We start from the raw sequence: 24,140 nt of genomic DNA, 5'->3' as shown, positions 1-24,140 counted from the left end.
GGAAAGCCTAGACATTACAAGGAATTGCCGGGTCTGCGGTTCTGGTCTCTTCACGGTGATGTCAGTTCCCCGGATCGGTGGGAACGTCCCCGTTAATATCGTCTGCAAACTTGCGCATGAGCCGCACGAGTTCCTCGACGTCCCTTTGGTCCCAACTGGCGAAGATCGCACGCCCCATCTTCTCACGCGCACCGTCAACCAGATCCGTCATCGCCTTGCCTTTCGGCGTGATGGTCGCGTCGCGAACGCGACGGTCGACGTTGCTTGTCTTGCGCTCGACGAGACCGAGGCTTTCCAGCTTGGCGACCTGCCGACTGACCGTGGTGTAGTCGCGCCCCACGCGGTCTGCCATTTCCACCACGCCGATCGGCCCAAACCGCTCGATGCCAACCAGCAACGGAAACAGTGCGCGGTCGAGCGATATGCCGGCCTCCCGCACCATCGCCTCGTCGCGCTGGGGGCGGTTCATGACGCTGACGATGTCAATCAGAGCGCCATGAAGTTCGCGAAGTTGATCGCTGATATGTGTATTTTTCACTTTCTTTGTTGACGTCATGCCGAGTCTCCTATTATGTGAATATTACACACATGAGGATGACAATGACAGAGCAATTTGCAGCCGACGTGCTGATTTGCGGCGCGGGAGCGGCTGGCCTGACGCTGGCGATCGACCTGGCCCGGCGCGGTGTTTCCTTCCGGTTGATCGAGAAGCTGGACGACCCGTTCCGCGGTTCCCGCGGCAAGGGCATACAGCCGCGCACGCAGGAGGTATTCGAGGATCTCGGCATCCTCGATCGAATCGTCGCGGCAGGGGGACTCTATCCGCAGCAGCGAGCGTATCACGGCGACGGCAGCTTCACCGACTCGGATGTCGTCGAGCATCAAGACCCAACGCCCGCCGAGCCCTATCATCTGCCCTTAATGGTGCCACAGTTCCTGACCGAGGGCGTGATGCGCGAGCGCCTTGTCGAACTCGGGCATCGGCCTGAGTTCGGCTGCGAACTGGCCGGCTTCGAGCAGGATGCCGATGGCGTGACGGCGCGGCTTGTTGGCAAGAGCGGGGAAGAGAGCATCCGCGTGCGCTGGCTCGTCGGCGCCGATGGCGGCCGCAGCTTCGTGCGCCACGCGCTCGACATCGGCTTTCCCGGAAAGACGCTCGGCGTCCGCGCGGTCGTGGCGGATGTCACGCTGACCGGCCTCGGCCGGGATGTCTGGCATCGCTTCGCGGAAGGCGACATGACGCGGCAGATCGGGATCTGCCCGCTCGCGGGAACGGAGCTATTCCAGATCCAGGGTCCGATACCGCTCGAAGGCGAGGTCGATCTTTTCGCCGAAGGCCTGACCGCTCTGGTGGCGGAGCGCACCAGCCGCGACAATATTCACATCCAGTCGGTGTCCTGGGCCTCGGCCTTCACCATGAATGCCCGCCTTGCCGATCGCTATCGGCTCGGCCGCGTCTTCCTCGTCGGCGATGCCGCGCATACCCATCCGCCGACCGGCGGCCAGGGCCTCAACACCAGCGTCCAGGACGCCTATAATCTGGGCTGGAAGCTGGCGGCAGTAGCCGCCGGTGCCCCCGATGCACTACTCGATAGCTACGAGGAAGAGCGCCGTCCGATTGCGGCGGCCATGCTCGGTCTTGCCACCACGCTGCTCGACGCCCTCAAGCGCGGCGAGATGCGGCGCGGCCGCGAGGTGCATCAGCTCGACATCGGCTATCCCGAATCCTTGCTCGCGCTGGAGAGGCCGGAGCGAAGCGGCGGCCTGCTTGCGGGCGATCGCGCCCCGGATGCACCGCTTCGCGGCGCCGGCGGTCAGCCGATCCGCCTGTTCAGCCTCTTCGAGGGCCCGCAATGGACGCTGCTTGGCTACGGGGTCGAGCGTGTGGCCATACCACCGCGCCCGGGATTGCGTATCCACGCGATCGGTCCGCGCGGAGATATCATTGATGACGGAGGGCACTTCAATGACGCGTACGCCGTCAACTCCGGCGATTGGGTACTCGTGCGCCCCGACGGCTATGTCGGCGCCATCGTCGCATCGAGCGAGATCACGGCGCTGGAGACATATCTTCAAGCGGTTGGTCTCGGCCCAGGAGGTTTGTCATGAAGGCCGCCATCGTTCAGGGGGCCGGCAAGGCGCCAGTCTACGGGGATTTCGAGGATCCGGCGCCCGTTTCAGGCGAGAACCGCATCACCGTGACAGCGGCCGCCATCAGCCAGAATGTCAAGAGCCGGGCATCCGGCCGCCACTATGCCTCGACAGACCGGTTTCCCTTCGTCGTCGGCATCGACGGCGTGGGGCGGTTGGATGACGGGCGCCGGGTCTATTTCGTCTTGCCGCGCGCACCCTTCGGCAGCATGGCGGAGCGGACGGTGGCGCCAATCGTACACTGCCTGCAGATGCCCGATGAACTCGACGACGCGACAGCCGCCGCCATCGCAAATCCCGGCATGTCGTCCTGGGCCGCCCTGAGCGAGCGGGCCAGGTTCAAGCCCGGCGAGGCGGTGCTCATCAATGGTGCCACGGGAACGGCTGGACGTCTCGCCGTGCAGATCGCCAGGTATCGCGGCGCGAGGAAGGTCATCGCGACCGGCCGCAATGTTGATGTCCTCCGACAGCTGGAGGCTCTCGGCGCGGACGTGACGATTCCGCTGGTCGATGACGCGGCGGCTCTTGAGGCCAGTTTCAAAGAGCAGTTCGCCCAAGGCGTCGATGTCATCATCGACTATCTGTGGGGCAAGAGCGCGCAACAACTGCTGATCGCGGCTGCCAAAGCCGGTGCGGACGCCGTGCCCATCCGGTTCGTACAGATCGGTTCCGCGAGCGGTCAGGAAATCACGTTTCCAGGTGCCGTGCTGCGCGCTTCTGCGATCGAGCTGATGGGTAGCGGCATCGGCAGTATATCGCTCGACCGTCTTGTTGCCGCCATCCGCGAGTTACTGCAGGCCACGGTTTCAGGGGGCTTTCGGATCGCGTTCAAGCCGGTTCCGCTGGAAGATTTCGAGTCTGCTTGGTCGCAGGACGATAGCGCCTGCCGAACCGTCTTTACCCTCGGTAGGCGAGGTGCATGAGATGAGCGGTGATACCCTTGCGATCGGCGGCGAAAGCCCCGCAGCTCAGAAACTCGATTGGCGGCTGATGCTGCCGGTCTTCATCATTGTCAGCCTCGACGCCGCCAGCAGCGGCGCCATCCTGCCGATCCTGCCATTCTACCTCCGGGACCTTGGAGCGTCGCCGCTGGTTCTGGGGCTCGTCCTCGGCGCCGAAGCGCTCAGCCAGTTCGCCGCGGCCCCGTGGCTCGGGCAGCTCTCCGACCGCTTCGGTCGCAAGAAGGTGCTGCTCGCCAGCCAGGCCGGAGCGCTGATCAGCCTTTCATTGCTTGCCTTGGCCAACAGCGTGGTCTTCGTGTTGCTCGCGCGGGTCCTGCTCGGGCTCACCGCAGCCAATTTTGCGGCTGCGGCGGCTTATGCCGCCGACAATAGCAGCCCCGCCACGCGGCGACAGGCGATCGGCATCCTGAGCGCAGGCCTCGGCCTCGGCGGAATCGTCGGTCCAAGCCTTGCCGGATACCTCTCGGACATCTCCCTTACGGCACCGATCTGGGCGGCCTGGGCCCTGTCGGCGACCAGCATGCTCGTCACCGGCGTCTGGCTCAAGAGCAATACCGCTTCCGGTCAGACCGGCGGCGATGCCGAAGAGGGCGGGCAAGTCAGGGAAGTCGTTTCTTTCCGGTCGATTCTGACCTCACCGGTCATTCGCATTCTCATTATCGTCCTGCTTTGTCATTACTTTTCCTATGGCATGTTCAGTTCCCAGCTTGCCGTGTTCCTGAGCGACACCTTCATTTGGGATGGCCACGCCTTCGGCCCGAAGGAACTGGGCTACATCCTCACCGCCGATGGCGCAATCAACATCGTGGTGCAGCTTTTCCTCCTGAAGTGGCTTGGCGGCCGCTTTACCGAGAGAAACCTGATCGTTGTGGTCTTCGCTATCCTGTCCGTTGGCTATGTCGCAGCGGGTCTGGCAAGCAGCATCGCCACGCTCGCCTTTGCGGTCCTCTGCGTCAGCACTGGGGTAGCGCTGGCCCGTCCGACCTTCGTGGCGGCGCTCTCCGTTCATGTCCCGCAACAACGGCAAGGCGTGGTTATGGGAGCGATCCAGTCCCTCGTTGCCGTCACCGACATCGTCTCTCCGGTTCTGGCAGGGCTTATCCTTGGGCAAGCTTTATATGGCGCATGGGTTGGCGCTGTCGTCCTGATCGCGCTGACCGGAGCCGTCATCGCCCGCAGCCGGCTTCCCCGGATCGATCCCGAGACAATTGCCGCAGAAAGCTGATGCCCGTTCGAGCGGTGTCAGGGGGCTTACGGATCAGCACTGAATTTGGAGATAGTCGCTGGAGTTTTAGCACAACCTGCCCCTTGCAAGGCCCCCTGAGAGTAAGAGTTTGGCCGGTTTGACCGTGACGGGTTGAGGGTCGGGAGAGAGGCTTCCGGCGCCCGTCGCGGAGCAATCCCGATGGCCAGATATGATCGCAGCACCCGTGCCGGCGCCGATCGCACCAACCTTTACGGCATTCGCGAAGTTCAGGCCGATCCCATGGAAGTCTCACTTCCCACGCCGCCTCAATGATTTTGCGTTCCTGAACATTGAAAAATCTAAGGGGATTGTAATTCCCGTCAATAGTATGATTGACTTACGGAAATGACCGCTGGCCATCAGATGCCGAAGGTAATGCAACGAACGGGGAACTGGAATGAACAGGGAAAAGATTACGAACCGCACTGGTCGGCTGCTTGCTGGGGCTGCCTTGTCGCTGCTGCTCGTTTCGGGCGGTATGGCGCCGGCCTTTGCCGAAACGCCGGCCGATACGCTGGTGCAGGCCTGGGCTATCGACGACACGATCACGCTCGATCCGGCCGAATCCTTCGAGCTGTCGCCGGCCGAGTTCATCGGCAATGCCTATGACATGCTGGTCCGTCTGGACATCAATGACACGACCAAGGTCAAAGGCGGCATCGCCGACAGCTGGACCGTTTCCGACGACGGCCTCACCTATACGTTCAAGTTGAAGGCAGGGGTCAAATTCGCCTCCGGCAATCCCGTGACCGCCGAGGATGTCGCCTGGTCCTTCGAACGCGCTGTCAAGCTCGACAAGAGCCCGGCCTTCATCCTCACCCAGTTCGGCCTGACGGGCGACAACGTCACGGAAAAGGCGAAAGCCGTCGATGAAAGCACCTTCGTCTTCACCGTCGACAAGGCCTATGCGCCGAGCTTCGTGCTGAACTGCCTGACCGCCACCGTCGGCGCCGTGCTCGACAAGAAGCTGGTGATGGAGCACGCCGAGGCCAAGACGCCGAGCGACGAATACAAATACGACACCGATTTCGGCTATGGCTGGCTGAAGACCAATTATGCGGGCTCCGGTCCGTTCAAGATTCGCGACTGGCGCGCCAACGAAATCCTCGTCCTGGAGCGCAACGACAATTATTACGGTGAAAAGCCCGCGCTCGCCCGCGTCATCTACCGTCACGTCAAGGAAAGCGCGACGCAGCGTCTGATGCTGGAAGCCGGCGACGTCGACGTCGCGCGTAACCTGGAGCCGGGCGATCTCGACGCCGTTTCCAAGAACGCCGACCTGGCGACGACGAGCGCGCCGAAGGGCACGGTCTATTACATCAGCCTCAACCAGAAGAACGCGAACCTCGCCAAGCCCGAGGTGCGCGAAGCCTTCAAGTATCTTGTTGATTATGACGCGATCGGCTCGACGCTGATCAAGGGCATCGGCGAAATCCGCCAGACCTACCAGGCCAAGGGCGTGCTCGGCGCACTGGAGGCGAGCCCCTACAAGTTCGACGTGGCGAAGGCCAAGGAACTCCTGGAAAAGGCCGGCCTGAAGGACGGCTTCTCCGTGACCTTCGACGTGCGCAACACGCAGCCGGTCACGGGCATTGCCGAATCTTTCCAGCAGACCGCCGGTCAGGCCGGCGTGAATATCGAGATCATCCCCGGTGACGGTAAGCAGACGCTGACCAAATACCGCGCCCGCAACCACGACCTCTATATCGGCCAGTGGGGCATGGACTACTGGGATCCAAACTCGAACGGCGAAGCCTTCACGTCCAACCCCGACAACAGCGACGACGCATCGGTCAAGACGCTCGCCTGGCGCAATGCCTGGGATATTCCGGAGCTGACTGCCGAATCCAAGGCCGCCCTTCTGGAGCGTGACAACGCCAAGCGTGCCGAAATGTACCAGAAACTGCAGCAGCAGGCGCTGGAAACCAGCCCCTTCGTCATGATCTTCCAGCAGACCGAAGCGGCGGGCCTGCGCGGCGCGGTGAAGAACTACAAGCTCGGTCCGTCCATGGACACGAACTTCCTTGCACCCGTGACCAAGCAGTGAGCTGAAGGACAAGCTCCTTGAGCGCTGTTGCAAGACTGAAGCCGGCAAGGCGGGCCAACCGGCGCGCCTATGGGCGGCTGAAATCCGTGGCGGGCTTCCTCGTCGTGGTCGCCACCACCTATCTCGGCCTGCTCGCCGTCACCTTCTTCATCGGCCGCGTCGTGCCTATCGATCCGGTGCTGGCGATCGTCGGCGACCGGGCGCCCGCCCATGTCGTAGAGCGCGTGCGGCTGGAGATGGGGCTGGATCTGCCCTACTACCAGCAGTTCTGGCTTTACATGAAGGGCGTGCTCAGCGGTGATTTCGGCACATCGGTGCTGACGACCAACCCTGTCATGGCCGACATCCGCCGGGTCTTTCCTGCGACCATGGAGCTTGCCACGGTCGGCACGATCATCGGCGCGCTGATTGGCATTCCACTCGGTGTCCTCGCCGCCGTCAAGCGCGGCAGTTTCACCGACCAGGTGGTGCGTATCATCGGCCTCGTCGGTTATTCCGTGCCGATCTTCTGGCTGGGCCTCCTGGCGCTGCTCGTCTTCTATGCGCGTCTCGGCTGGGTTTCCGGCCCCGGCCGCATCGACGTGGTGTTCGAATATACGTTCACGCCCGTCACCGGCTTCTTCCTGCTTGACGCGATCCTCAACCGCGACTGGGCGGCTTTCCGTGATATCGTCTCGCACATCATCCTGCCGGCCTCGTTGCTCGGTTACTTCTCACTCGCCTATATCAGCCGCATGACGCGCTCCTTCATGCTGAACGAGCTTGGCCAGGAATATATCGTCGCTGCACGCGCGAAAGGCCTGTCGGAGACCCGCATCATCTGGGGCCATGCGTTGCGCAATGCGGCGGTGCCGCTTGTCACGGTCATCGCGCTTTCCTATGCCGGCCTGCTCGAAGGCTCGGTGCTGACGGAGACCGTCTTCGCCTGGCCGGGCCTTGGGCTCTACATCACCAATTCGCTACAAAACGCCGACATGAACGCGGTGCTCGGCGGCACCATCGTCATCGGTTCCGTCTTCATCGCCATCAACCTTCTCTCCGACGTGCTCTACCGCATGCTCGATCCCCGAACGAGGTCCCGATGAGCGACGCCGCCATGACCCGCCGCGAATGGCTCCTGACCGACCGGCCGCAATCGCGGCTGCAGGCGAGGCTCGGCCGCGCCTACGTCGCCTGGCGGCGCTTTACCGCCAACAGGCTCGCCGTCATCGGCCTCGTCATCATTCTCGGTCTCGTCTTCCTGGCGATCTTCGCGCCGCTGCTTGCGCCCCATTCGCCCTATATCGGAGATCTCGCGAAGGCGCGGCTGCTTTCGCCCGGACCGGGGCATTGGCTCGGCACCGACGACCAGGGCCGCGACATCCTCTCGCGTCTCATCTACGGTTCGCGGCTGACCTTGCAGGTCGTTCTGCTGGTCGCGGTCATCGCCGCCCCCATCGGCCTTCTGGTCGGCACCGTCGCCGGCTATGCGGGCGGCTGGGTGGATGCGGTGCTGATGCGCATCACCGATATCTTCCTCGCCTTTCCAAAGCTCGTTCTGGCGCTCGCCTTCGTTGCGGCGCTCGGACCGGGCATCGGCAATGCTATCATCGCCATCGCGATCACCTCCTGGCCGCCCTATGCCCGCATCGCGCGCGCCGAGACGCTGACGGTACGCAATTCCGATTACATCCAGGCGGTGCAGCTGATGGGCGCGTCCCCGTGGCGAATCGTGCTGCGCCATATCATGCCGCTCTGCATCTCCTCGCTCATCGTGCGCGTGACGCTCGACATGGCGGGCATCATTCTGACGGCCGCCGGTCTCGGTTTCCTCGGTCTCGGCGCACAGCCGCCGTTGCCGGAATGGGGCGCGATGATCGCTTCCGGCCGCCGTTTCATCCTCGATCAGTGGTGGGTGGCCGCCGCTCCGGGCGTGGCTATCCTCATCGTCAGCCTCGGCTTCAACCTGCTGGGCGACGGCCTGCGCGATGCGCTCGATCCACGCGGGAGCGGCCAATGAGCGCGCTTCTCGGCGTCGAAGATCTGCGCGTCACGTTCCCCACGCGCACGGGTGTCATCGAAGCGGTGCGCGGCGTGACCTTCACGCTCGGCCGCGAACGGCTCGGCATCGTCGGTGAAAGCGGTTCCGGCAAGTCGCAGACCGGTCGCGCCATCATGGGCCTGACGGCCGAACATGGCACCATCGACGCCAAGCGGCTGGAGTTCAACGGCATCGATCTCCTCAAGGCCTCGAAGGCCGAGCGGCGGGCGCTGCGCGGCAGGCGTATCGCGATGATCCTGCAGGATCCGAAATATTCGCTGAACCCGGTGATGACCATCGGTCGGCAGATCGTCGAGACGCTGCGGGCGCACGAACCCGTCGGCAAGGCCGAAGCCCGCAAGCGCGCGCTCGACATGCTCTCCGCCGTTCAGATCCGCGACCCCGAGCGTGTCTTCGATCTCTATCCGCACGAAGTTTCCGGCGGCATGGGCCAACGCGCCATGATCGCGATGATGCTCATCGCCGGTCCCGAGCTCTTGATCGCCGACGAGCCGACCTCGGCGCTCGACGTGACGGTGCAGCTCGACGTGCTCGCCATCCTCGACCGGCTGGTCGCCGAGCGTGGCATGGGGTTGATCTTCATTTCACATGACCTGCGTCTTGTCTCCTCCTTCTGCGATCGCGTCATCGTCATGTATGCCGGCCGCATCGTCGAGGAACTGCCGGCGGCAAAGCTCTCCGAGGCGCAGCATCCCTATACGCGCGGCCTGCTCAACTGCATGCCCGAGATCGGTGCGGACCGGCACCCGCTGCCGGTGCTCGATCGCAAACCGGAGTGGAGAACATGACGCCGGCTCTCGCCATTGACGGCCTCAGCGTCGAGTACGACGATTTCGTGGCGCTCGACGATGTCAGCCTGACGGTCGCGCCGGGCGAATCCTTCGGTCTGGTCGGTGAATCCGGCTCTGGGAAGTCGACGCTGCTGCGGGCCGTCGCCGGCCTTGCTCCTGTCTCGTTCGGCACCATCACCGTCGATGGCAAAAGGCTCGGCGGCAAGCGCGACAAGGCCTTTTACCGCAAGGTCCAGATGGTCTTTCAGGACCCCTACGGATCGCTCCATCCGCGCCAGACAGTCGACCGGTTGCTGCTCGAACCACTCGCGATCCATGGCTTCGACGACACCGAGGGCCGCATCGTGCGTGCGCTCGACGAGGTTGGCCTCGGTGTGAGCTTCCGTTTCCGCTACTCGCACCAGCTCTCCGGCGGCCAGCGTCAGCGTGTGGCGATTGCCCGTGCGCTGATCCTCGAACCCTCCATGCTGCTGCTCGACGAGCCGACCTCGGCGCTTGATGCCTCTGTGCAGGCCGAGGTGCTGAACCTGCTGGAGCAATTGCGCGCCACGCGAAAACTCACCTTCGTCATGGTCAGCCACGACCTTGCCGTCGTCACCCATATGTGCGATCGGCTGCTGGTCATGCAAAACGGCGGGGTCGTAGAGCAACTCGCCTCCACGGACCTCGCCGCCCGAAGGGTAACGACCGACTATACACGCGGCCTGCTCGTCGCAAGTGAGGGGTTTTGCCGCAAGTCGTGAAGTGGTTTTTGCGAGGGATCGGGGTGGGTGAAGACGTTGTCCTCAGTGCCGGCATTCGGCGCATTTGGCGCTCACCCCACCTTCAGTTCAAAAGCAGGATACAACGTAGCAAAGGCGACCCAATTTGGGAATAAATCAACGCCATGTTGGTTTCACATCATGTCCGTCCGCTCGTGCAAGGAGCGGGTGTGGAAAGCGTGCACGACGAGCGTAACCCGGCAGGACGGAAGCGCGGATGCCACATGGCGATTCACACCTCAAACGGCATTGAATATTTTGCATGCCGAAACACAGCCGACGGAACGATCAGGGTGAAGGGGCCGCTCTTTGCGCCCCGTACTCAATTGAGGCGACGCCCCCATCGGGACTTCTGATCACGATGCTTATTTAGGGTTGGCAGCGCAACCGTCGCACGTCGGCAAGGACCGCCACGCTGTCGTGTTCCGGGATATCTCCGATCTCTGTCATCTTGGCATCGAGCTTGGCAAGCATTTGCGCAAAGATGTCAGCAAAAGCCGGGTCATTGGCGTGGTTGCGCAGTTCGAACGGGTCCTTCTCGCAATCAAACAGCTCCCACTCCGGTGGCTCGTCGCCACTATGTCCGCCAAGCTGGCCGAGCGGGTGCAGCGGTGATCGCCCACCATACTGTTACGCCCAATGCAAAGGCGAGCAGGTTGAGGATGATCGGGGGCCAATCGGCGATCGTCTTCCTCCGCGCAGTTTGGATATCCCCAACTGCAACAGTCATTGCCGGACTCCTGAATAGAAGAAATGATCCAAGGCCACCGCCGCGCCGCCGAAAGCTCCCGAAAGAGGGCCAAAACTTGTACGCTCAATTCGCAAGATATCACGCATGTGCGGCATGACCCGCGGCGGCAGGTTCTTAAGCAGGTGGGCGAACATGCTGTCTGGCGCCTCGCCCAGATGACCGCCGAGAACGATCAGGTCTGGCGTCAGAAGATTGATGGCGATAGCCAAGGAGTCGGTCAGCCGATCAAGCGTTGGAGCCCAGGTTTCAGTTGCCTCGAGCCGCTCCATGAGATTGCTGGGGGCCACCCCTTCCAGTCCTGCCGCACGCATAAGCACGCGTTCGTTTACGTAGCTTTCCAGGCAGCCGTGATTGCCGCAACTGCAGGGCGGACCATCCTGTGAAATCTGGATGTGGCCTAATTCGACAGCGCCGTGACCACCAGGTCGAAACGGCACGCCGTCCACCACGAGCCCGGCGCCAAGCCCGGTCCGCAAGTAGACGTAAAGCACAGCCGGGACACGGCGGCCGATGCCGTATCTCACCTCCGCCAGGGCTATGGAACTGACATTGTGCTCAAGGACGACGGGGAGGCCGGTTTCCGTTTCAAACTTGGCTGCCAGCGGCAGATTGCGCCACCCGGTGTTGATCGAAGCAAGAATAGAACGCTGGTCGGCGTTTACAGGTCCCGGAACGGCAACGCCGACGCCAAGCAATCGAGGCCCGTCTACCTCGGCGATCAATCCGGCAAGCGTTTCGGCCGTGCGTGCAACAACATCGTCCGGCGTCGCTTCCCGAAGCGAAAAACCGAAGGAGGCGGTCGCTTTGGCACTGGCTGTCAAATCTGTGATCGCGATTTGCACCAGGCCGGCGCCTAGGTGGATTCCGGCGACGTGAAAGGCGTCAGGGCTCAGCTTGATAGCCTGTCCAGGCCGTCCGATGCCTGCAGCTTCGGCGATTTCGGCCTCCGACACCACGCCGTCGCGCAGGAGCTCGGCAGTCAAGTGGGTCATCGTGGTGGCCGACAGTTTGCTGCGCCGCGCCAAGGACGCTCGAGACTGCGGCCCTTCATCCCGGAGGATGCTCAGTATCTCCCCACGATGGTTCCCCGCCATTGCTCCTCCAATTATTTTCTAAAGCGTAGAAATTAAATAGCAGCCTTGTCAAGCCCGCTGCCTTCCGCCCGGATTTCGCCGGCGCGGAACGGTTGATGGCTAAGCAGTCTCGCTTGTTTGGGCAGCGACCGGATCTTGGGCTACTGCGCACGGCGATCGCGCGCCATTGCTGCAAGAATTCACTCCGGCGTGGCTGGAACCTCGTAGACGCGCAAACCCGTTGCGCCGTGGATGCCATTTAGGATGGCGGCTGCAGGAGGCGGCCAACAGGACGGCGCGGCGACAGGCGGCTAGGCCGCCCGATTTCCGCGAGAAGCAGCTTGCCAAGTTCCGCGAGCTCGCCCCTGAGATGGACATCGTCATCACCACGGCGCTGATCCCCGGTCGTGGCGCTCCGAACTTGTGGCTTGCCGGCATGGTCGCGGCTATGAAGTCGGGTTCCGTCGCGGTCGACCTAGCCGCCGAACGCGGCGGCAACTGCGATCTGACGGTCACCGGCCAGAAGATCGTCTCTGACAACGGCGTCGCCGTCATCCGTTTAGGGCCTTGCCGAGAAAGCGCATGGCCGCCTTGGCATTGCGGGTCGGGGACAGATAAAAATCGATCATGTTGGCGAGACTGTCGACGGCCCGGTACAGATACGTCCATTGTCCGCGGACTCTTACATAGATCCCATCGATGCAGGAGAATTCCAGCGCATTCGGCACGTTTGGCGGCAATAATATCTACGCAGAAGCATTTCATTTGAAATCTATTTTCTACTAAATCTATCGATGATAGTGCCTAATGGCCTCCTCGCTTTCAGGAGGACTCCGATGCCCAAGACCGAATCCAATTCCATCACGTTGGGGACCCGGGCTCCGGACTTCATTCTGCCCGACGCAGGCGGCAAGTTGTTCACCCCTGCGGATTTCAAGGACAGCCCGGCGCTGCTCGTCGTTTTTATCTCGAACCGCTGCCCCTTCGTGGTGCTGATCCGCGAGGCGCTGGCGCAGTTCGCGCGCGACTACGCCCATCAAGGCCTCGCCGTGTTCGCCATCAACAGCAACGACGCCGAGGCGCACCCGGAAGAGACGCTGGAGCGGCTCGGCGCGGAGGTGAACGCCTACGGTTACGGCTTCCCCTATCTCAAGGACGCTTCGCAGAGTGTGGCCAAGGCCTACGGCGCGGCCTGCACACCGGACTTCTTCCTCTATGACCGCGAACGCAAGCTTGCCTATCACGGTCAATTCGACGACGCCCGCCCGGGCAACGGCAAGGACGTGACCGGTGCCGACCTGCGGGCCGCCGTCGATGCCGTGCTGAAAGGTGAACCCGTCGGTGCGAAGCAGGTCCCGTCGATCGGCTGCAACATCAAGTGGACGGCCGGCAACGAACCCTCCTGGTCTCCCAAGGCCGCCTGAGACGCACCAAGCTTTGCCGGCCCACAGAGGCCGGCACCTGTTTCCCCTCTCAAGACCGGAACACCATGGCATCGCGTCGCAAGGAACCGCCCGCGGAAGACGGGCGCCTCATCGAAACGGACGTGCTCGTCGTCGGAGGCGGGCCCGCTGCCGCCTGGGCAGCACTCTCGGCCGCCGAAACCGGAGCGCGCGTCGTGCTGGCCGACAAGGGCTATCACGGCACCAGCGGCGCGACCGCCCCTTCCAATACAGGGACCTGGTGCGTCCCGCCTGGTGAGGACCGCGCGGCTTCCGTCGAGCGGCGGTTCAAGCGCACGGCCGGCCTTGCCGACCGCCGTTGGATGCTGCGCGCAGCCGACCGCGCCTATGAGAACCTGCAGAAGCTCGTCGAATGGGGTTATCCCTTCCCAAGCGAGGAGGACGGCAGCCTCTACATCGCCAATCTGCGCGGACCGGACTATATGCGCTTCATGCGCCAGCGTGTGCAGAAGGCCGGCGTCACCATTCTCGACCATCATCCGATCCTGGAATTGCTTGGCGACGACAATCATATCGGCGGCGCGGCCGGGGTCGTGCGCCGCACCGGCGCGGGCTTCCGGGTTTCTGCCGGTGGCATCGTTCTTGCGACCGGCGGCTGCGCGTTCTTCGAACGCATCCTGGGCGGTACGGGGCTCACTGGCGATGGCCACCTCTTCGCGGCAGAGGCCGGCGCGTCGCTGTCCGGCATGGAATTCACCGGCAAATATACATTGGCGCCGCACGGTTCGTCGCTGAACAAAGGCCTGCCTTTTCGTTGGGCGACCTTCTACCGCAAGAATGGCGAGGTGCTGCGCGATGCCCGCGGGGAACCGGTGACCAACGGCATCGGCGGCGGCGAACGGCAGGTGGCGGAGGCCATGCTTTCCGGCCCGGTCTATGCGCGGCTCGACCTCGCCGACCCCGCCATGCAGGACTGGCTGCGACGCGGCCAGCCGAACTGCTTCCAGCCTTACGACCGCATGGGCATCAACCCGTTCGGGGACTTGTTTCGTGTCGAGCTTAAATACGAGGGCACGGTGCGCGGCACCGGCGGCATCCGCATCGTTTCCTCGGAGTGCGGCACCGGCATCGCGGGTCTCTATGCGGCCGGTGATGCGGCGAGCCGCGAGAACGTGACCGGCGGCATCTCAGGCGGTGGTGCGATCAATGCTTCCTGGGCGATCGCCAGTGGCTGGTGGGCCGGTCATGGCGCCGCCCAGCACGCCCGCCGCTGCCAGAACCGTGAGATTGTACGCCTGCGGTCGCTCGGCACGACGGGCCTGCGGGGCACCGCCGAGCGCGTCGACATCGACCTCGCCGACGCAGCGAGGACCGTCCATGCCGAGATCGCGCCGCTCGACAAGAGCTACTGGCGCACCACCGAGACACTGGAGACGAGCCGCCGGACGTTGGAGCACGTATGGGCGGGTCTCCGCCAGGCCAAGCCCGCGACCGGCATCGACCGTCTTCGAGCCCGCGAGGTGGCCTCGGTCACCGCGAGCGCCCGCTGGACGATTGCCGCGGCGCTCTTGCGTACCGAGAGCCGCGGCGTGCACCGCCGGCGCGATTTTCCCGGAGAGGACGAGGCGCAGGCGAGCCGCATCCTCGTCTCCGGCCTCGACCAGGTGACGGCGGTGCGCGAGGACCGCGCCCTCCCTATGGCGCAGGAGGGCTGACGGATGATCGAAGTCGTTTCCGCCGACCGCTGCATCCGTTGCGATATCTGCGAGCGCGTCTGCCCGGCCTTCGTCTTCGACCGTGACGAGACGGGGCTGCCCGTCATCGCCCGGCAGGACGACTGCCAAACCTGCTTCCTCTGTGAAATCTATTGCCCGACGGATGCGCTCTACGTCGCCGAGCAGGCTCATGGGCCGACCGGCATTACCGAGCCCGAGGCTCTGCAACGCGACCTCTTCGGTGCCTACGCCCGCTCGCTTGGCTGGAGCCGCGGGCGCGCCGGAGGGGCTGAGAATGATCCGACCCGCCACATCCGCGTGGCGCAGGTCTGAGCGAAGGAGACCGTACATGGAACGCATAGCCGTCAGCGCGCTGCGCAAGACTTTTACGCTGAAGCCGGGCCAGACGGTGACCGTCGACGGCGTCACCTCCGACCGGATTGCGGTGCTGGACGGTGTCGATCTCACCATCGACAGCGGCGAGTTCATCACGGTTGTCGGCCCATCCGGCAGCGGCAAATCGGTGCTTCTCGACGTGATCGCGGGGCTGACCGAGGCGACATCGGGCGTTGCTCGCATCGATGGCATCGAGGTGTCGAAGCCGCAGACCCGCACCGCCTATGTTTTCCAGCAATACGCGCTCTTTCCCTGGCGTACGGCGCTGCAGAATGTCGAATACGCACTGGAGGTGCGCGGCGTCGCTACCGCCGAGCGACGCGACAAGGCGCGCCATTTTCTGCATCTTTTCGGGCTCAAGGGCTTCGAGGACCGGTTCCCCTCACAGCTTTCCGGCGGCATGCAGCAGCGCGTGGCGATCGCCCGGGCGCTTTCCACCGACCCGCAGGTGCTGTTGATGGACGAGCCGTTCGCCGCGCTCGACGCGCAGACGCGCGACATCCTCCAAAGCGAGCTCCTGCGCATCTGGGAGCAGATCAAGACGACCGTCGTCTTCGTCACCCACTCGATCGACGAGGCGATCTATCTCGCCGACCGGGTCGTCGTGATGACCGCGCGTCCGGCGAGCATCAAGGAGATCGTCGCGATCGACCTGCCACGCCCGCGCGACCTCGATATCCGCAACAGTGCGGCCTTCAACGCCTATCGCGGCCGCGTCTGGGAAAGCTTGCGCGATGAAGTCGGCAAGGCCCAGCGCGACTGGGCTCTTGCTTCCAGCTACGCCAACTAAGGGAGGTTCGGATGAGCCTGACCATCGACCGCATCCCGCCAATCCGCAACACCTTCGCGCTACGCCGCAAGCGCGCGCGGTCAAAGCGGCCGACCGCCCTCGGCGATACCTTCTCCACCCTCATGCTCGGCCTTCCGGCGCTGATCGCCTTTGCACTTTTGTGGGAAATCGCGCCGCGCGCCGGCTGGATCAATGCGCTCTTCTTCCCGCCACTGAGCCAGGTGCTTTCCGTGCTGTGGGAGATGATCGTTTCCGGCCATCTGGCCAACCATATCGGCATCAGTCTTCAGCGGGCCTCAATCGGCTTCTCGCTCGCCGTCGTCGTTGCCGTGCCGCTCGGTTTCCTGATGGGGCGCTATCCGTTCTTCGAGAAGTCGTCCGACTTCCTCGTCCAGACACTGCGCAACACGTCGCAGTTCGCGCTGCTGCCGGTCTTCATCCTGGTACTCGGCATCGGCGAGGCGTCAAAGATCGCCATCACGTTCTATGCCGCGGTGTTCTTTCTGCTGATCAACACGATCGTCGGCGTGAAGTCCGTCGATCCGCTGCTTGTCAAGGCGGCGCGTTCGATGGGCACCTCGGACTGGGACCTGTTCAAGAAGGTGATCTTCCCCTCCGCCATTCCCTCGATCGTCGCCGGCGCCCGGCTCGGCGTGAAGACCTCGCTCTTCTCGGTCATCGCCGCCGAGATGCTCGCCGCCCAGTCCGGCATCGGATACCTAATCCAGAACTCCTCGCTGATGCTCGAAACCGACCGCATGTATGCCGGCATCCTGACGCTGACGATCATCGGACTCGTGCTGAATTACCTGCTCGTCGCCGGCGAGCGGCGAGCCACCCACTGGCATGGCACAGGCGAAAGCGGCCCGAACTGAAATCCTGACACTTCGCTTCATCTATAAACAGCCGATCTCGAAAGGATCAATCATGACATCGCACTCGCCCCTTCTCCGCCGAACCATCCTGAAACTTGCCCTCGCGCTTTCGCTCCTACCCGTTGCAGGCCTTTCCCCGGCCGCTGCAGGTGAGGCGAAACCCGAGGTCATCCGCATCGGCTCCACTGCGCCCGGCCATCTGAAGTTCATCCTCTACCGCAACAAGAAGCTGCTGGAGGACGAATTCGCCAAGGACGGCATCACGATCGAGCTGACCACCTTTGACGGCGGCTCGGCCGCAACGGTCGCACTCGGTTCCGGCGCCATCGACTTCACCTATATCGGCAACAACCCCTCGCTTCGTCTTGCCGCCACCGGGGCGGACGTGAAACTGGTGGGCCTCTCGAGCTGGAACCGCTCCAACGAGACGCAGATCGTCGTCAAGCCGGATTCGCCGATCCAGAAGATCGAAGATCTGAAGGGCAAGAAGATCGCCTATCTCTCCGGAACGGTCAGGCACTCGACTTTCGCCAAGGCACTGAAGGACGCCGGCCTGTCGATCAATGACGTGGAGAGCCTGAACCTCGGCATCGAAAGTTCCGGCCCCGCGCTCGCCCGCGGCGATATCGATGCCATCGTCGAAAGCACCGGCCCGGTCCAGGCGCTCGTTGAAAAAGGTGGCGCGCGGGTGATCTTCGATGCCGGCGTATCGGGCAAACCGGAATGGGCGGTGCCGCACCTCATCAGCGTCAATGGTGATTTCGCCCGCAAGTATCCGGATATCGTGGCGCGCCTGCTCGCCGTTGATATTGCCACCGCTCGCTCGGCCGATGCCAACCCGGAAGAGACGATCGCGATATTTGTCAAGGAAACCGGCAACAGCGACAAGGCCGTGCGTGCGACCTATCCGGACGGCAAGTTCTTCCAGGACCCGCAAATCACCGAAGAGGCGGTTCGGGCGTTGCAGGGCGAGGAAACCTTCATGGCCGATTCCGGTCTTCTGAAGGGCAAGGTCAACTACGACACCTGGATTGACCGCTCCTTCTATGAAAAGGCGCACAAGAGGGTTGATGCAAGCAACTGATTTTGTAGTCTTCAAGCGCCGGCGTTCATCCGCCGGCGCTCTCTTGTTGTAGTTGTTGCGATGTCTTCCACTGCGTCTCCGTGCATCCCGCTCCACCGCAGCCGCATCGTCCCGGCCGTCGTCGCCGTGGCCTTCTTCATGCAGATGCTGGACAGCACGATCATTGCGACGTCGCTGCCGGCCATGGCACATGCCTTCTCAACGGATGTGGTGACGCTCAATATCGGCTTCACCGCCTATCTGCTCGCGATGGCGGTGTTCATCCCGCCGGCTGGCTGGCTCGCCGACCGTTTTGGTGCGCGGGGGGTCTTTCTCTCGGCGATCGTGCTGTTCACGCTCTCATCGGTCGCCTGCGGCTTTTCCGGCTCGCTTGCGGAATTCACGACGGCGCGGCTCTTCCAGGGCGCGTCCGCCGCGCTGATGACGCCCGTCGGGCGTCAACTCGTGCTGCGTGGCGCCCCCAAGGCGGAGTTGGTACGGGCGATTGCCACCATCACCTGGCCGGCCCTGATCGCACCGGTGATCGGCCCGCTGATCGGCGCCTGGATCACCACCCATGCCGGATGGGAGTGGAACTTCTTCATCAACCTGCCGCTCGGCCTGCTCGGCGTCGTACTCGTCGCCTTCTTCGTGCCGCATGCGCCGGTGGAGGAGCGGGCGCGCGCCTTCGATCTCAGCGGTTTTTTGCTGACCGGAAGCGCGCTGGCGCTGACGTTGGTGGGGCTTGAACTTACCAGTGCGTCAACCGGCGGGTTCAGCGCACTTGCGATGCTGGCGGCGGGTATCATGATCGGCATTTTCGCGATCCGCCACCTCAAGCGCACGCCGCATGCCCTGCTCGACATGGCCGTGCTGAAGGTGCCGACCTTTGCCTTTGCCACCCTTTCGGCAGGCACGGCCGGGCGGCTCGCGGTCAACGCTACGCCATTCCTGCTGCCGCTGCTGTTCCAGGTCGGCCTCGGCTTCGACGCGGTCGAAACGGGCTCCCTCGTCCTCGTCTATTTCTTCGGCAACCTGCTCATGAAGAGTGTCACGACGCCGGCGCTGCGTCTCTTCGGCTTCCGCACGCTCCTCGTCGTCAACGGCGTGATCGCGGCGCTGACGATCGGCGCCTTCGCCTTCATCGACGGCGAGACGCCGCGCGTCATCCTCTTCACGCTGCTGATCGCCTGCGGCCTCACCCGCTCGATGCAGTTCACCTCGCTCACGACGATCGCCTTTGCCGACGTGACACAGGCACAGCGAGGTGCTGCGACGACGATTTCGGCAATGCTGCAGCAGTTGTCGCAACTGCTCGGCGTGGCTGTCGCAGCGGTCGTCATCCGCCTGTCGTCCTACCTCCAATCAGGAGCGGCGGATGGCGGGATGCTGGTGGACATCCGTGCCGCCTTCCTCTGCGTTGCCGCGATCGGTCTCCTGTCGGCGTTGCGCTTCCTGGCACTCCCGCACGACGCCGGAGTAGATGTGTCGGGGCACCGTCGTGACTGAAGCTTGCTCTTCGGCCTCTTCCTGATGACCGTCTGCCTGCGCTTCCTCTACGACATGGTGGCTTGAGGTGTACCGTGACCGTCATCCAAGACGAATGGGACGGCCCTCTTTTCGGACCGGCGACTTCGAAAAATCTGTAGCTTCAGGAAGGCGCCTCGCAAGATATGGAAATTGTTTCTTGAGTCCGACTCTCACGAGTTGCCCGGCAGACGAGCAGGCGCAATGTGGCGCAGCACAATGATACGCGTAGGCACGTTTAAGCTGCGCGTACGCGTTGGCTGTTGTCCATTTCTTTCGTGATGAGGATGCCACCCCCTTCACGCTTTGCAGCATAGAGAGCCTTGTCGGCTACCGCGAAGACATCTTTCGGCAAAAACCCCGAGGTCCCGAACACTGCGCCAATCGACACGCCCACGCGGATCTGCTTGCCGTCCCTTGAATAGTCCTGCGCCAGGGCGGCGATGATCTCTCCGCCGATCCGGTTTGCTCCATCGAGGGAAGAGCATCGATGCAGGATGGCAAATTCGTCGCCGCCAATGCGGGCAATGACGTCCGCCTGGTCGAGGATTTTCATCAGCCGACGCGCCGTCTCCTTCAAACATTCGTCGCCTGCCTGATGACCGAACGAGTCGTTGACGAGCTTGAACCCGTCCATGTCGACGAGGAAAAGCACAGATTGATCTCCGGAGGAGCGAAGGGCGCAGGCATGCTCGAATTCCTTTTCGAACTGGTTCCTGTTGGCCAGTCCGGACAAGGCGTCGGTTTCGGCCAGCCGGCGGATCTGGTCGATCATGATCTTTTCGGAGGTAATGTCCTGCTTCAACCCGAATATCCGGATCGGGACATCGGACTCGCATTCAACGATTGCCGTGATCCGTATCCAGCGGTGGTTGCCTTTGGCAGTGATGATTTCCGCATCAAGCGAAAAACCGCCGCGCTCTTCAATGGCACGATTGCGGAGCCTGGTCAGTTCCGCGCGCGAGGCCTCTGTGTACATGTCTACGATCGACGGTCGGTCCAGAGTGGAACCGGGCAGCAAGTCAAACAGCTCGTAGACCATGTCGGTCCAGGCTAGGGCCTCGGAGGGAAGGGCGCATTCCCAGACCCCGATGCGTGCAGCCTTCGATGAGCGTTCAAAGATCTTCCTGAGATGGGCCACCTCGGCTGCGCTGGCGCTTGGGTTTCCAAGTGCCGGTTCCCCCAGCCATTGCGCGAATCTGGTGCTGAGACCTGCGATCCAGCTTCTCGGGGATACCAAAGCCATAGCCCGCTTCTACCCATATCTCGGAGTCGACGCTTCCGAAATTAGGGAGCAACCTTGAAAGAACTGTTTCCAAGTGTGCAAGCGTTGTCGTTTTCGATATTGGGGCCAAGGCGAATTTGGCACGGGAATGCTCGCAAAATGACGCGGACGAATGGGCGAACTGTTCAGCTACGTCGATCTGTAGGCGAGGGGGCGTCGCGATCGTCTGCTGCGGGCGATCGACAAGAAGGGCAACGGCAAGGAGGCGGAGCTCTGCTTCATGTGACACGTGCCGTCCGCTACGGCGCGCGCGACGGATTTGCCTGCACGGAGTTCTCCTGGGAGGGAAATGACGTGACGATCCCGCCTGCGGCCGTTGGCGTTCAATGATCGGAACCGCCAGCAGGCTCGTCGGGCACTTCTACATCCACAACGGCGACGATTCAGACTCCGTCTGCGAGCGCACCTGACTTCTTCGACAGCCTCCAAGTCCATGCGCGGAGAATTTTTCCGGATCGAGCCCGGCCGTCGCGCACCGCATCTTCAGGATCAGGTTGATCGATTCCGCCCATCGACTGCCACGTTGCCCTGGCGCCTATTTCATTGTCGCCGAGTTCCAAACCTTGTCCGGCTCGACTTCGACCGCCTCGTGGGCCTCCTGCCACCTGTCGATGCCATCCGGGAACCAGTGAACGCCAGTATAGCCCTTCATCACCAGCCGTTTGCCGGCGTTCCAACTGCCCCAGCACTGGGGACGGCAGAAGGTGACGACCGGCTTTGATCTGTCGCCTTGCGTCAGTTCCTCCAGACGACGAAAAAATGCTTCCTCCTGCGCGGCATCAAAGGCCGCTGCACCGCCTCCCGGAAACCACACCGCGCCCGGGATGGAGCGATGGGTCGGCAGCCACAGCCGATCCTGTGGAAAGTCCTCCGGCTTCTTGTCGGCGGGGCCGACATCCAGAAGGATCGGTTTTTCCGCAATGAGCGCCTCGAGCGCCGGCAGGCCGACGACCACGGCACCCTTCAGTGTCGCCGGGGTTTCTCCCCGCATCGGGCCGGTCCACATGCCGTCCGGTTCCTTCACCTCGGCCGACGACGCATGTATGACCGTGGCGGCGAAAAACAATGCAATCGCGAGTGAAGCGGCAGGCTTCACCAGGTATCCAATCAAGCCCGACATGTCCGTTCCCCTTACTGGGTAATCGAAGGCACGTCGAAAGTCTGTTCCCAACGGCCTCCCTTGGTGTCGGATGCGACGACCTTCATCGGGCCTTCGCCGCGCGGAATGAAACCGAAGCCGAGCGCGGGATTCGTGGACAGGGAAATATCGCCGACGATGTTCAGTACGTCCTGGTCCCCATAAGAGACGGTCACCTTGTCGATGTAGCGCGGAGGCGTGTAGAGCCGGGTGAGTTGGTTCATCTGCATTCCGTTGAAGTTCGGGTGACGGATCATCAGCGTCGCCTCCGAGGGCTTTTCTTGCTGGATGTCCTTCGCGAATTTCATCCTCATATCTCCCATCCCCTTCATCGCTTCTGCGTCACTCGGTCCGGACGGCGCCGAGCAGCCACCCGAAGCCTTCACGAAGGCCACAGTGGAAAACAGCTTTCCATCCTTCGTCTCGGCAACAGCGTGAACATTGGTATAGGTGTCGATCCGGACGCGCAGGTGCAGCGTGCCCGGATCGGCGGCCGGCCCGAAGGTGACATGAGCGGCGAGCGGGGCGGGATTGTCGTCGATCACGAGATAGACAGACTTGATCTTGTCCTTCTCCGGCATTGTCAGGGTGATCGGTACGAGCGCGGCATCCTGGGCGCGCTTCGGCGCTTCGATCCTGATGAGGGTATCCGTCGGGAGAACCTCGCGGTCATCGAAAAGGTAGTCGGCAATCTGCTGCCAGCGCTCCTCCCGCTTGGCATCGGCCTCGGAGGCCTCCACAACGGTTGCCGGCGCTGCACAGAACACCGTGACCAGAGCAGCCGCGAGGGCTTGTCGCACTATCTGTATCATATTCTCCTCCTCCCGCTTGATTGGGATCGCTATTCCCATTCAAGCTCCTTGTAGGCCTGAATGACGTTACGGCTGTGATAGTCCTCGAACAGCGCCCAGCCTTCGGCTGCTTTCGCGGCGACCGTTCGGCTGGCCTCGTCGATTGCAACGCCCTCCGCTATCGCCGTGCGCGTCTCGTCCTGGAGGGCCGTCAGATAGCGCCGCTGTATTGCCATGGCCGGCTCGAACTCCACCATTGCCGGTCCATGTCCCGGCACTGCACGGGCAGCACCAAGCTTTGCAAGCCGTTCGGCTTCGGCCAGCCATCCGGGCAAGCTTCCATCCAGGGAGGGAATGCGGCCGACGAAAAGCAGATCCGAAGGAAACAGCGTTCCCGTGGATGTATCGAGCATCGACAGGTCGCAATCCGTATGCGCGGTCCGGTGCGCGGTGATCCGGACCAGACGGTCGCCGAGGTCAACTTCGGCGACATCTTCTATCTCCCGGGTAGGATACACGAGGCTGCCTGCATTCTCTTGCCCGAGCACCTCGACGAGGCGTTGATGATAGTAGCTTCCTCGTGCGTCGAGCGCAGGCCGCAGGGCGTGGTGGCCTATGAATTCCGGTTGCTCCTCAGCAAAGGCTGCAGCACCGAAGCAATGATCGGGGTGGACGTGGGTCATCACGACGTGCCGGATCGGCTTGCTCGTCCGCTTTCTGATTTCCGAGTGCAGCCACCGGCCATCTGCCGCACTGCCTCCCGGATCGACTACGAGCACGCTGTCGCGTCCGACAATGAAGCCGATGTTGGCAATGGCACCCCTGTTGGTCGCCGTCGTCTCCTCGTGCGGTGCCTCGCGGATGAAGAGACCATTGCCGAGATCCTTCAAAGCAAAGGTCTGGAATGCAAAGGTCTGGGCGGCAAGGCCGGTCGCCGGCAGACAGCATAGGCAGAAACCGAGCGATAGGGTTTCGCGCCGCGTGAAACGGACCTCGCCGACCGACTGTCGGGTGCTGCCGGCGCCTGTGAGCTCAAATCCTGACATGTCAAATCAAAGTCTACCACCGCTCGCTCTGGTCCGGTAGTGGCCGCATGAAGCTCTGTTTCGGCATTGGCCAGTAGATAGATCGGCCGCGGCCGAGCGAAGTGGCGACGTTGACAGCGATTCACATGCTGCTGCGAGGTCTCCGCTCCATGAGAAAGAAATGTTCCATAATACAACTTATGCGATATCGATATGTAAGGGCTATTTAGTAATGCGACAGTTGGGCCAGTTAGAGATGCGACAGTCTCGCCTCTCGACGCGCTGGCCAATGCCAACGTTGGGAGCAAG

The 24,140-nt window shown here is 62.8% G+C and carries 22 protein-coding genes and 2 pseudogenes; 17 read left to right on the top strand and 7 right to left on the bottom strand.

What is annotated here, in order from left to right; genetic code table 11:
* Nucleotides 1-61: 61 nt before the first annotated feature.
* Nucleotides 62-556, bottom strand: a complete 495-nt coding sequence (locus tag GGQ64_RS26980) for a MarR family winged helix-turn-helix transcriptional regulator (RefSeq protein WP_183808396.1) — start codon at nt 554-556, stop codon at nt 62-64.
* A gap of 44 nt (nt 557-600) precedes the next feature.
* On the opposite strand from GGQ64_RS26980, the gene GGQ64_RS26975 reads away from it, so the two are divergent.
* From GGQ64_RS26975 to GGQ64_RS26935, 9 genes are all read left to right on the top strand, one after another.
* Nucleotides 601-2,109: an FAD-dependent oxidoreductase gene (locus GGQ64_RS26975; protein WP_183808409.1), complete on the top strand. Its 1,509-nt coding sequence runs from the start codon at nt 601-603 to the stop codon at nt 2,107-2,109.
* Nucleotides 2,106-3,074: a quinone oxidoreductase family protein gene (locus GGQ64_RS26970; protein WP_183808395.1), complete on the top strand. Its 969-nt coding sequence runs from the start codon at nt 2,106-2,108 to the stop codon at nt 3,072-3,074. Before GGQ64_RS26975 ends, GGQ64_RS26970 begins: the two co-directional genes overlap by 4 nt.
* 67 nt (nt 3,075-3,141) lie before the next feature.
* On the top strand, nt 3,142-4,338 hold the full coding sequence (locus tag GGQ64_RS26965; RefSeq protein WP_246422972.1) for an MFS transporter: 1,197 nt from the start codon (nt 3,142-3,144) through the stop codon (nt 4,336-4,338).
* Nucleotides 4,339-4,756: 418 nt separating this feature from the next.
* On the top strand, nt 4,757-6,406 hold the full coding sequence (locus GGQ64_RS26960; RefSeq protein ID WP_183808393.1) for an ABC transporter substrate-binding protein: 1,650 nt from the start codon (nt 4,757-4,759) through the stop codon (nt 6,404-6,406).
* A gap of 17 nt (nt 6,407-6,423) precedes the next feature.
* Nucleotides 6,424-7,491, top strand: a complete 1,068-nt coding sequence (locus GGQ64_RS26955) for an ABC transporter permease (protein ID WP_425488575.1) — start codon at nt 6,424-6,426, stop codon at nt 7,489-7,491.
* On the top strand, nt 7,488-8,405 hold the full coding sequence (gene nikC / locus GGQ64_RS26950; protein WP_183808392.1) for a nickel transporter permease: 918 nt from the start codon (nt 7,488-7,490) through the stop codon (nt 8,403-8,405). Before GGQ64_RS26955 ends, nikC begins: the two co-directional genes overlap by 4 nt.
* Nucleotides 8,402-9,235: an ABC transporter ATP-binding protein gene (locus GGQ64_RS26945; RefSeq protein ID WP_183808391.1), complete on the top strand. Its 834-nt coding sequence runs from the start codon at nt 8,402-8,404 to the stop codon at nt 9,233-9,235. The genes nikC and GGQ64_RS26945 overlap by 4 nt, the downstream gene beginning before the upstream one ends.
* The gene (locus tag GGQ64_RS26940; protein WP_183808390.1) at nt 9,232-9,981 is read left to right on the top strand and encodes an ABC transporter ATP-binding protein; all 750 of its coding nucleotides are present in this window, start codon (nt 9,232-9,234) and stop codon (nt 9,979-9,981) included. The genes GGQ64_RS26945 and GGQ64_RS26940 overlap by 4 nt, the downstream gene beginning before the upstream one ends.
* 393 nt (nt 9,982-10,374) lie before the next feature.
* The gene (locus GGQ64_RS26935; RefSeq protein WP_183808389.1) at nt 10,375-10,614 is read left to right on the top strand and encodes a hypothetical protein; all 240 of its coding nucleotides are present in this window, start codon (nt 10,375-10,377) and stop codon (nt 10,612-10,614) included.
* Between the two features lie 111 nt (nt 10,615-10,725).
* Here the strand turns inward: GGQ64_RS26935 and GGQ64_RS26930 are convergent, their stop codons facing one another.
* Nucleotides 10,726-11,844: an ROK family transcriptional regulator gene (locus GGQ64_RS26930; RefSeq protein WP_183808388.1), complete on the bottom strand. Its 1,119-nt coding sequence runs from the start codon at nt 11,842-11,844 to the stop codon at nt 10,726-10,728.
* Between the two features lie 264 nt (nt 11,845-12,108).
* Here GGQ64_RS26930 and GGQ64_RS26925 point away from each other — a divergent pair.
* A pseudogene (locus GGQ64_RS26925) lies at nt 12,109-12,379 on the top strand (Re/Si-specific NAD(P)(+) transhydrogenase subunit alpha); the annotation flags it as partial.
* A gap of 4 nt (nt 12,380-12,383) precedes the next feature.
* Here the strand turns inward: GGQ64_RS26925 and GGQ64_RS26920 are convergent.
* A pseudogene (locus GGQ64_RS26920) lies at nt 12,384-12,524 on the bottom strand (DDE-type integrase/transposase/recombinase); the annotation flags it as partial.
* Nucleotides 12,525-12,659: 135 nt separating this feature from the next.
* Here GGQ64_RS26920 and GGQ64_RS26915 point away from each other — a divergent pair.
* The 7 genes from GGQ64_RS26915 (at nt 12,660) to GGQ64_RS26885 (ending at nt 19,574) form a co-directional block, all read left to right on the top strand.
* Nucleotides 12,660-13,247, top strand: coding sequence for a thioredoxin family protein (locus GGQ64_RS26915; protein WP_183808387.1), 588 nt, complete (start codon nt 12,660-12,662; stop codon nt 13,245-13,247).
* A 65-nt stretch (nt 13,248-13,312) separates the two neighbouring features.
* A complete protein-coding gene (locus tag GGQ64_RS26910; RefSeq protein ID WP_183808386.1) occupies nt 13,313-14,941 on the top strand; it encodes an FAD-dependent oxidoreductase in 1,629 nt (542 codons plus the stop codon).
* 3 nt (nt 14,942-14,944) lie between these two features.
* Nucleotides 14,945-15,274 (top strand): 4Fe-4S dicluster domain-containing protein, encoded by a 330-nt coding sequence (locus GGQ64_RS26905; protein WP_183808385.1) that lies wholly within the window; start codon nt 14,945-14,947, stop codon nt 15,272-15,274.
* Between the two features lie 16 nt (nt 15,275-15,290).
* Nucleotides 15,291-16,127 (top strand): ABC transporter ATP-binding protein, encoded by an 837-nt coding sequence (locus GGQ64_RS26900; protein ID WP_183808384.1) that lies wholly within the window; start codon nt 15,291-15,293, stop codon nt 16,125-16,127.
* Between the two features lie 11 nt (nt 16,128-16,138).
* Nucleotides 16,139-17,002: an ABC transporter permease gene (locus GGQ64_RS26895; protein WP_183808383.1), complete on the top strand. Its 864-nt coding sequence runs from the start codon at nt 16,139-16,141 to the stop codon at nt 17,000-17,002.
* A 52-nt stretch (nt 17,003-17,054) separates the two neighbouring features.
* Entirely contained in the window at nt 17,055-18,086 is a 1,032-nt protein-coding gene (locus tag GGQ64_RS26890; protein WP_183808382.1) for an aliphatic sulfonate ABC transporter substrate-binding protein, read from the top strand.
* A gap of 60 nt (nt 18,087-18,146) precedes the next feature.
* The gene (locus GGQ64_RS26885) at nt 18,147-19,574 is read left to right on the top strand and encodes an MFS transporter (protein ID WP_183808381.1); all 1,428 of its coding nucleotides are present in this window, start codon (nt 18,147-18,149) and stop codon (nt 19,572-19,574) included.
* Between the two features lie 256 nt (nt 19,575-19,830).
* On the opposite strand, the gene GGQ64_RS26880 is transcribed toward GGQ64_RS26885, so the two are convergent.
* The 4 genes from GGQ64_RS26880 to GGQ64_RS26865 all read right to left on the bottom strand — a co-directional run bounded on the left by GGQ64_RS26880 (nt 19,831) and on the right by GGQ64_RS26865 (nt 23,696).
* A complete protein-coding gene (locus tag GGQ64_RS26880) occupies nt 19,831-20,838 on the bottom strand; it encodes a GGDEF domain-containing protein (protein WP_183808380.1) in 1,008 nt (335 codons plus the stop codon).
* Nucleotides 20,839-21,412: 574 nt separating this feature from the next.
* A complete protein-coding gene (locus GGQ64_RS26875; protein WP_183808379.1) occupies nt 21,413-21,997 on the bottom strand; it encodes a rhodanese-like domain-containing protein in 585 nt (194 codons plus the stop codon).
* Between the two features lie 11 nt (nt 21,998-22,008).
* A complete protein-coding gene (locus tag GGQ64_RS26870) occupies nt 22,009-22,866 on the bottom strand; it encodes a quinoprotein dehydrogenase-associated SoxYZ-like carrier (RefSeq protein ID WP_246422971.1) in 858 nt (285 codons plus the stop codon).
* Entirely contained in the window at nt 22,857-23,696 is an 840-nt protein-coding gene (locus GGQ64_RS26865) for a quinoprotein relay system zinc metallohydrolase 2 (RefSeq protein WP_425488571.1), read from the bottom strand. Before GGQ64_RS26865 ends, GGQ64_RS26870 begins: the two co-directional genes overlap by 10 nt.
* Nucleotides 23,697-24,140: the final 444 nt, after the last annotated feature.

It is taken from the genome of Mycoplana azooxidifex, assembly GCF_014196765.1.
GTDB classification, from domain to species: Bacteria; Pseudomonadota; Alphaproteobacteria; order Rhizobiales; family Rhizobiaceae; genus Mycoplana; species Mycoplana azooxidifex.
The sequence above is the reverse complement of the archived record's forward strand: the minus strand, read 5'-3'. Positions and strand labels throughout refer to the sequence as shown.